The organism is Lysinibacillus sp. SGAir0095, from assembly GCF_005491425.1.
Taxonomy (GTDB): domain Bacteria; phylum Bacillota; class Bacilli; order Bacillales_A; family Planococcaceae; genus Ureibacillus.
Genome location: NZ_CP028083.1, coordinates 994,121 through 1,003,304 on the forward strand (window position 1 = coordinate 994,121; position 9,184 = coordinate 1,003,304).

Annotated in this window: 9 protein-coding genes; 7 read left to right on the forward strand and 2 right to left on the reverse strand. The window is 35.7% G+C overall.

What is annotated here, in order from left to right; all coding sequences use genetic code 11:
* Positions 1-301: 301 nt before the first annotated feature.
* The 6 genes from ftsE to C1N55_RS04960 all read left to right on the forward strand — a co-directional run bounded on the left by ftsE (position 302) and on the right by C1N55_RS04960 (position 6,965).
* The gene (gene ftsE / locus C1N55_RS04935) at positions 302-988 is read left to right on the forward strand and encodes a cell division ATP-binding protein FtsE (protein WP_137727784.1); all 687 of its coding nucleotides are present in this window, start codon (positions 302-304) and stop codon (positions 986-988) included.
* Positions 978-1,874, forward strand: a complete 897-nt coding sequence (gene ftsX / locus C1N55_RS04940; RefSeq protein ID WP_137727785.1) for a permease-like cell division protein FtsX — start codon at positions 978-980, stop codon at positions 1,872-1,874. The genes ftsE and ftsX overlap by 11 nt, the downstream gene beginning before the upstream one ends.
* Before the next feature lie 75 nt (positions 1,875-1,949).
* The gene (locus tag C1N55_RS04945) at positions 1,950-3,245 is read left to right on the forward strand and encodes a murein hydrolase activator EnvC family protein (RefSeq protein WP_240758388.1); all 1,296 of its coding nucleotides are present in this window, start codon (positions 1,950-1,952) and stop codon (positions 3,243-3,245) included.
* Positions 3,246-3,448: 203 nt separating this feature from the next.
* The gene (locus tag C1N55_RS04950; protein WP_137727786.1) at positions 3,449-4,033 is read left to right on the forward strand and encodes a peroxiredoxin family protein; all 585 of its coding nucleotides are present in this window, start codon (positions 3,449-3,451) and stop codon (positions 4,031-4,033) included.
* Between the two features lie 154 nt (positions 4,034-4,187).
* Positions 4,188-5,630 (forward strand): S41 family peptidase, encoded by a 1,443-nt coding sequence (locus C1N55_RS04955; RefSeq protein ID WP_137727787.1) that lies wholly within the window; start codon positions 4,188-4,190, stop codon positions 5,628-5,630.
* Between the two features lie 165 nt (positions 5,631-5,795).
* The gene (locus C1N55_RS04960; RefSeq protein WP_137727788.1) at positions 5,796-6,965 is read left to right on the forward strand and encodes a PDZ domain-containing protein; all 1,170 of its coding nucleotides are present in this window, start codon (positions 5,796-5,798) and stop codon (positions 6,963-6,965) included.
* A gap of 111 nt (positions 6,966-7,076) precedes the next feature.
* On the opposite strand, the gene C1N55_RS04965 is transcribed toward C1N55_RS04960, so the two are convergent.
* Entirely contained in the window at positions 7,077-7,400 is a 324-nt protein-coding gene (locus C1N55_RS04965) for an AzlD domain-containing protein (RefSeq protein ID WP_137727789.1), read from the reverse strand.
* The gene (locus C1N55_RS04970; RefSeq protein WP_137730542.1) at positions 7,397-8,089 is read right to left on the reverse strand and encodes an AzlC family ABC transporter permease; all 693 of its coding nucleotides are present in this window, start codon (positions 8,087-8,089) and stop codon (positions 7,397-7,399) included. The genes C1N55_RS04965 and C1N55_RS04970 overlap by 4 nt, the downstream gene beginning before the upstream one ends.
* Positions 8,090-8,532: 443 nt before the next feature.
* Between C1N55_RS04970 and C1N55_RS04975 the strand changes: the two genes are divergently transcribed.
* Positions 8,533-9,183 (forward strand): TVP38/TMEM64 family protein, encoded by a 651-nt coding sequence (locus C1N55_RS04975; protein WP_137727790.1) that lies wholly within the window; start codon positions 8,533-8,535, stop codon positions 9,181-9,183.
* The last annotated feature ends 1 nt before the right edge of the window (position 9,184 follow it).

Here is a 9,184-nt window from a genome sequence, read left to right on the forward strand (position 1 = left end):
GTAAATGTTAGACACAATCTAACATTTACGGGGTTTTTTTTTGTATTCAAAACCCCAAAATATTTTTTAAAACGCTACATGTAAATTTGAAGGGATTTATGTCTATTTATGGAATAATAGAAGGAGGGAAGAAAAAATAGTTCTTTTATCATGGAAAATGTGGAAATTTGCTTAAACCTATCCTTCGTAACTAGAAATATGAAATGAAATTGTAATAAAAACTTAGGGAATGAGTGCTATAATGGATGATGAGTGAAAAAATCTATTTTAATAGAAACTTGAAACTTAGGTGGTTTTATTAATGATTCAAATGAATAACGTTGTGAAGAAATATCCAAATGGTGTTGTCGCAGCAAATGGGATTTCTGTTGATATACAAAAAGGTGAATTTGTCTATGTAGTTGGCCCAAGTGGTGCTGGTAAATCTACTTTTATAAAATTGATGTACCGGGAAGAAAAGCCTACGTCAGGTGATGTAATAATAGCAGGAATGAATTTGTCGACACTTAAAAATCGACAAGTACCGCAATTAAGACGTCAATTAGGTGTAGTGTTCCAGGATTTTAAACTGCTTCCTAGATTAAATGTTTATGAGAATGTCGCATTTGCTCTTGAAGTAATTGAGGAAAATCCAAAAGAAATTCGTAAACGTGTGATGGATGTATTAGATTTGGTTGGCTTAAAACACAAAGTTCGTATGTTCCCAAATGAGCTATCTGGTGGGGAGCAGCAACGTGTTTCGATTGCAAGGTCAATTGTAAATATGCCAAAAGTCGTTATAGCGGACGAGCCTACAGGTAACCTGGATCCTGAGACTTCTTGGGAAATTATGAATATTTTTGAAGAAATTAATACGCGTGGGACAACGATTGTTATGGCTACTCATAACCGTGAAATTGTTAATACCATTCGAAAACGAGTGATTGCCATTGAGGGCGGCTTAATTGTACGAGATGTATACGGAGGTGACTACGGCTATGAAGGGTAGAACAATCCGACGACATTTTCGTGAAAGCATGAAGTCACTTGGCCGTAACGGCTGGATGACATTTGCATCGATAAGTGCTGTAACAGTCACGCTACTATTGGTTGGTGTCTTCACCATCATCATGATGAACTTAAATAAAGTAGCAGATGATATCGAAAAGGATGTAGAAATTAAAGTATTAATTGATATCATTGCGGATCCTACAGAAGCAAAAGCAGCTGAAGATCAACTGATGAATGACATAAAGGGTTTACCTGGTGTTAATGAGGTTGTCTATTCATCGAAAGAGCAAGAGCTAGATTTATTGATTGAAGACTATGGCGAAGACTTGAGTCTATTTGAACAAAGTAATCCATTGAACAATGTAATTTATGTAAAAGCAAAAGAACCTCAACAAACGGCAAATGTAGCGAAGGCAATTGAAAAACTTGACCATACATATGACGTCAAATACGGGGAAGGCAAAGTTGAAAAACTGTTTAGCTTCTTAAATACAAGTCGAAATGTAGGAGTAATCCTAATATTAGGATTACTATTTACAGCGATTTTCTTAATTTCCAATACAATTCGTATTACGATTATTGCACGTAAAGATGAGATTGAAATTATGAAGCTAGTGGGAGCAACAAACTCATTTGTTCGAATTCCATTTGTTTTAGAAGGTATGTGGCTTGGAATATTGGGCTCAATTATACCAATTACCGTGGTATCAATTGTTTATGTGAATATTTTCAAAATTATACAACCAAAACTGAACGGTGAACTATTACAGTTACTTGATGTAACGCCTCTACTCTATCAAGTCAATGCATTGCTCGTTTTAATGGGTGTCTTAATTGGGGTATGTGGAAGCTTTATGTCCGTTAGAAAATTCTTAAAGGTATAGCTATGTCCGCATTGCGAAAAAAGTAGAATAAAAAAGTAGAATCCTGTGTAAGAAAGTTGAAAGGGGTCTTAACCTGTGAAAATAAGTAAAAAGCCATTCCGAATTTTGATGACAACAGCTGCGCTTGTTCTTGCTATCCAAATGCCAGTTACATATGCTGCTAGTTTATCAGATTTAAAAGATGAAAAATCAGAGGTAGAAGAACAGAAAGATCAACTAAGTAATGAGATAAAAGAAAAATCAGCTGAGATTGATTCCATTAAATCCAAACAAGAGACTCTTTTAAATCAAATTACCCAAATAACAGATAAAATAACAAATACAAACAATGAAATTAATCAGGTTACACAAGAAATTGAAGTAGCTACACAAGAAATTGAAACATTAAAAGCTGATATAGTTGCACTGCAAGAAAAAATCGATCAGCGTAATGAACTACTTGCTGAACGTGCTCGAGCTCTTCAGGCAAATGGTCAAGTTAGTTTTCTGGATGTATTGTTAGGTGCAAATAGTTTTGTAGATTTCATCGATCGTTACTCAGCCGTTAATACGTTAATGGATGCCGATCGTCAAATTATGAAAGAGCAAAAACAAGACCAGGATAAGCTCGAAGAACAAAAACTAACTTTAGAAAAAACAAAACAACAATTAGAATCCAAAAAAGCAGAGCTTGATAGTTTAAAAGCATCTCTTAATTCTCAAAAACAAGAGAAAGATAGCTTAATAGTTGAACTAGAAGCTCAGCAAAAGCAGATTGCTAGTGAAAAACAAGTTCTAGAAGAACAATATGAAGAAGCAGTAGAAATAAGCGACGAGATTAATGCACAAATTGCTGCTGAACAAAAAAGACTGCTAGAAATCGCTCGCCAGCAGGAAGAAGCTAGAAAAGCAGCAAATGCAGCAAATGGTGGGAATAGTTCAAATAGCGGTGGAGGTTCAGCTCCAGCCGTTTCAGCTGGAAATTGGACAAAGCCTGCAAATGGACGTTATACAAGTCCTTATGGGGCACGTATACATCCAATCACTGGACAATATAAATTCCATTACGGAATCGATATTGCAAATAGCACAGGTACTCCTGTTGTATCGGCAGCAGATGGAGTTGTCTCTTATGCAGGACGTCTTTCTACATTTGGAAATGTCGTAATGGTTACGCATTCGATTGAAGGTCAGATATTTACATCTGTCTATGCTCACTTGAATTCCATTAATGTAGGGGTTGGAACACAAGTATCAAAAGGTCAACAAATCGCAGGAATGGGGAACACAGGAGGATCTACAGGAACTCACTTACACTTTGAAATTCATGTTGGGACGTGGGTAAAACAAAGTGTTGGAAGCGTAAACCCACTTAATTACATTTCTTTATAGAAATTTAAATGCAGGCTAAGACGAATTTGTCACAATTAGCCTGCTTTTGTTATGTCTGATAGACCATTGAAGTTTTTTTAAAATCGTTATCTATGGTATTCTATTGAAGATATGAAAAGAGGGACAAGAATATAATAAGTATTAAGGAAATGAACTCAATCTCTCTAATAATTAAGTAATTTTTCTATCTTGGAGGGTGGAAAATGAAAAAGAAAGCCATTGGTCTAGGGGTAGTAATGGTACTTGTAGTCATTATGCTAGGGACTTATATAAAAGATCAAATAGAAGCAAGTGAAGCGATTTCTGAACAGGCAGTGTCCTATGAAATGAACTTGGATCAAGTAGAAGGATTGGAAAAAGGACAAATTGCACCAGACTTTACGTTGGAAACATTATCTGGAGAGCCCTTAACTCTTTCAGAATTAAAAGGAAAGAAAGTTATTCTCAACTTTTGGGCAAGCTGGTGTCCACCGTGTAAAAAAGAGATGCCTCATCTTCAAAAGTATTATCAAGAAGAGGCAAAGGAAGAGAATGCCGTAATTGTCGCTGTAAACCTTACACATACAGAAAGATCTTTGGATGAAATCAAAACCGTGCAACAATTTGTAGATAGTTATGAATTAAGCTTTCCAATTCCATTAATGAAAGAAAAGGGAGTGGATAGGCTTTATCAGATTATGACCATTCCTTCCACGTTTATGATTGACTCAACAGGTCGCATACAGCACCATATTGTCGGACCACTAGATCAAGAAGCCATACGAGATTATGTAAAAAGTTTAGATTAACGCGCCTTGAATTTCTTTTTAATAGAAGTTTCTTCTTTAAATGTAAGCATAAATGCTTAATTCTTTGAAGAATATGTTGCAAAATATAAAAATCGGCTTTTCCATGTGTTATCCCTTTTTGTTTTTTCATAGATTGAACGAGAGGGGGTAAACAATGAGGAAAAGTCGATTTTTTGTATTACTAGCTGCGATTTGCTTAATTATAGCTGGCTTTATATTTTGGCAAAACTCGAAGCAATCTGAGATAGGAGGTACGAATGTCAGCGATGTTGCTGTAATTGACCAAGCCTATTCTCTGATCAAAGAAAATTCTGTATATGGTACAGATGAGGCAGCTCTAATTGAAGGAGCAATTAGAGGAATGGCCGGTGCCCTTCAAGATCCATATAGTACATACTATACGGAAAAGGAAGCTGCCCTGCATAAGCAATCCTTAGCTGGACAACGCGTCGGAATTGGCATTGAAATCACGGAGAAAAATGGTAAATTTATCGTTGTTTCACCAGTGAAATCTTCTCCTGCTGAAAAAGCGGGAATTCGTCCGTATGACGAAATTGTACAAGTAGATGATGAACGACTTGATGGGAAAACAATGGGTGAATTGATGCAAATGATTCAAGGGGAAGCTGGTGAAAAAATTTCCCTTGTTTTATATCGACCAAGTACAGAACGTCATATTAAACTAAGTGTTGAGCGAGCAGAAATGAACAATAAAACGGTGGCATCAAAGGTGATGAATGTGGATGAAACAGAAATTGGCTATGTATCGATTTCCATGTTCGGAGAAAAGACCGCAGAAGAATGGGTTGAAGCAACAAAAAAATTAATCAGTGAAGATGTAGAAGGAATTATTGTGGACCTACGTGATAATCCAGGCGGTTATTTACATAGCGTAGCAGCTGTTGTAAGTAGTATTGAGAAGGATAATTCTGTTTTTGCTTATATGCAAAATGGAAAAGGTGCCATGGAGCCGTTAAAAACTTCAAAACTTGAAGTGGAAGATTTTTATCTAGAGAAAATGAAGAAATTCCCTATCATTGTTCTTCAAAACGAAGGTAGTGCATCTGCAAGTGAGGTCATGGCAGGGGCAGTTCAAAGCACGGAGCGCGCATTGATTGTAGGTTCTAAAAGCTTTGGTAAAGGGACTGTTCAAGAAACATGGGGGCTTAATAATGGTGGTGAATTAAAATTATCTACCAATAAATGGCTAACACCTGAAAGACAATGGATTCACGGAAAAGGAATCGAAGCAGATGTTGAAGTGGAACAACATCCTTTATTCTCACTTGAAATCGTTCCATTAACAGGGGAATTTGGTGAAGGAGATTTCAGTGAAGAGGTAGCTTATACTCAGAAGGTATTAGATGGGCTTGGCTATAATGTTACAAGAACAGATGGCTTCTATGATGAGAAAACGGCTGAGGCTGTTGTGCTTTATCGTAAGAAAAATGAACTGAAAGCTGGACGCCATATGGATGATGACTTCTTTGCAAGTATTCGGGAGCAGGTAATTGCGTACAAACAAAATGTAGAGAACGATACACAATTAAACATGGGGCTCAGTGTGATGATGAATCGCTTGAAAGGTGATATTTAACGAAGTTTAAGATTTTAAAGGTTAATATACATCCTTTCTCTATGAAACAAAGAAAAGTCTGCAAGAAAAATACAATTTTAGTCCAAAATAGTTAGATTCTATCTACGCAACTGAGAGCTCGTTTGATACAATGACATTAGTTATTTGTAAACGGGCGGTGGAAAAATGGTTACAGAAATATTAGTAGAGGTTGCTAGAGCATTTGGACGATTATTTATAAATCCAATCTTCTATTTAGCAATTATAATGGCTATCTATTTAGGCTATCGTCGTGTGAAGAGGGAAAGAAAATACTTTCATATTCGTATTTTATGGGGATGGTCTGAAGCGATTGGATTATTGAAAGAAGGGTTACTAATTGCATTATGTATTTCGATTCTTTCAATCGGTTTTGGATTAACATTACCAGTTCAGTTTTTATATGTTGCGACAATTAGTAGTTTTCTAGCATTGATTATTTACGTTTTTCATTTTCTTTCTCCCATTATACTGTTCACAGTAAGCTTAGTGGTACTCTTCTTATTTGACTATTTTGATGTATCCTTTAATTTAATGGGACTAAAGATGAATGGTGTGAATATGGATGAAGGCATTGCTGTAAGTGCAGCCGTTTTAGCAGGATTACTATTAGTTGCAGAAGGTATGTTAATTCGTAAATATGGTGCCAAGTATGCTTCACCAATTGTAGAAAACTCAAAAAGAGGACTAAAAGCAGTAGCCTTTTTGAGCAAAAAGATTTGGGTGCTGCCGATATTCTTTGTCGTTCCAGGAAATGTGATTGATAACTATTTCCCATGGTGGCCACAAATTTCATTCGCTTCCACCCAATTTTCCCTTGTCCTATTTCCAATGATTATAGGATTCCAACAGATGACTAGACATACGTTACCAGCCAATTTATATCCGAAACTGGGGCGTACGGTCATTCTTTTAGGGGAATTCGTTATAATTGGTGGACTTGTTGCTTACTTTGTGCCATTGGTAGGATTTGCTATGTTAGTCGTAGGTTTAGTCGCGCGAGTTGCAATATCCATTCGATATGCTATTCGTGAACAAAAGGATGTTTATGCAGTATCTGCGAAATCAAATGGTGTGATGATTGCAGGGGTGTTGCCTAATTCTCCGGCAGAAAAAATGGGCTTGGATGTTGGTGAAATCATTCGAAAAGTGAATGGTATTGAGGTTCATAGTGAACGACAATTATATGAAGCATTACAAATTAATGCTGCCCATTGTCGTTTGGAAGTCCTCAATCATCAGAACGAGGTTCGATTAACCCAGCACGTAGTCTATCATGGCGATCACCATCGAATCGGATTATTGGTCGCAGAGTAGTATTGTATTTAAAGTGAAAAAGAGCGAGGACTGTAAAAAGTCTTCGCTCTTTTGGACTTTAAGTTGGAAAATTCAACCCATTAAGTTAAGTACATATCACAAATTAATAATTTAAATGAATAGTCTCAAAATCGCCATGGTAATTACCCCAACAATCACTGTTTTTGATAAGCTCTTGGTCCAGATAGCGACAGCTAATGTCGGGATGAACGCTAGTAAGTTTAGCCAATCAAAAATGACGAAGTTTCCTTCTGCCTGAAAAAGTGATTCCAACACAAGGGCACTCAAAATACAGACTGGAATGTAGGCTAACCAACGTAATACGACATCAGGTAATTGTATGTTTCGTACTAATATAAAGGGAACTACTCGTGGAACCCATGTGACAAGTGCACAACCTAGCATTAATAAAATAATTGATAAAGAAATACTCATTTTTCTGTTGCCACTCCAATCGTAGCAACAATAATCGTTGCAATTAGAACTGCTAAGTGTCCCGGTAATAAATATAATAATGCATATAACAGAATAGCCATCAATGCGATTAGCTTTAAGTAATGCATGAGCTTATCTTTCCCGACATCACTTAAGTTAAGAACAAGCAATGCCCCGAACATCGCGATTAAGGCAAAGTCTAAACCCCAATTTTCAGCATTTGGCAACCACTTTCCAATCATTCCTCCAATTGTACAAGAAGCAATCCAAGTAAGATAAGCAGTTAGATTCAAACCATCCATCCAATTGCCGCCAAGCTGTTTTTCCTTCATAACCTTTGTAACAGCCACACCGAAAGTTTCATCAGTTAATAATGTGCCAAACCCAATATTACGTAATGGCGAATAGCGTGTTAAATGAGGTGCGACCGTTAGAGACATCAGAAAATGACGTAAATTTACAATGAAAATCGTGATAATAATAACAGAAACTGGAGCACCTGCCACATATAAACCACAAAAAATAAATTGTGCAGATCCCGCATAAACAAGTACAGATAAAAGAAAAATTTCAAGAACTGATAGATTGGAAGTAATGGCAATTACACCAAAAGCAATGCCGATACTAATATAGCCTAATAGTGTAGGAACACAGTCTTTAATCCCTTGAGAGAATGAGTCGTTTGTCATTGTTGACTCATTAATATTCAAGTGTGTACTCAATTTGTATTATTCCTTTCCAGAGTTAATCAACTCAATCGTTATCTATTAAAATATTAACATTAATAGACATATTCGTGTTAAGTAAACTAGTTTTACATTAAAAAATGAAACAAATCATCATTCTTTTCGTTATTAATAAGCGGATTGGCAAATTCACTTTAAATATCCATTCAACTATATTAAAATCATATAAAAAATATAGGAAAAATCATTTTAAAAAGTATTTTTTGGGGGAATAGAAAGATTAATAGTGTTAAAATATCATCAAAATAACGGTTTAACTTTGGATAATCTTGCAAAAGATAGTAACAATAAATCTACACACTTTATGCATTATTAATAAAAGTAAAGCATTTAAAAAATCAGCAAGATATTAAGTAGTATCATTCCATAAAATCGGGGTGGAACATGTGAACGATTTTTTTACAGTTGAAAATATTGAAACTTTGGCAGCGCATTATCGGACACTTGGACCGCTAATAGGTATTTTACTTCCATTTATAGAAGCTTTTCTTCCATTCCTTCCATTAGTTGTGATTGTAGTTGCTAATGCCAGCTCCTATGGATTATGGATAGGATTTTTACTGTCATGGATAGGTACTGTACTAGGTTCGTACTTAGTTTTCTTACTTACGCGGAAATTTGGTAGACATCCAAAACTTCAAGTTTTTATAGGAAAAGAAAAGGTCCAAAAATTGATCCGATGGGTGGATATGAGAGGGTTAAGCCCATTATTCATCTTACTTTGTTTTCCTTTCACGCCATCAGTCCTTGTTAATATTGTAGCTGGTTTGTCAAATATTAAGAAGAAATATTATTTAATTGTCATTATGGCTGGTAAATTCATCATGATTGCAAGTATGAGTGTGCTAGGCTACGACTTAAAAGCACTTTTAACAGATCCAGTAAAGTTAATCTTAGCAGGTGTAGGAATCTTCCTATTATGGATTGTCGGTAAAGGAATCGAAAAGCATTTAAATAAAAAAGTTGAAAAAGACTTAAAAGCTGTAGCCAATAAAAAAAAGATGAAAATGTCTGTTAAAAAAGAGCGATTGTTATAAA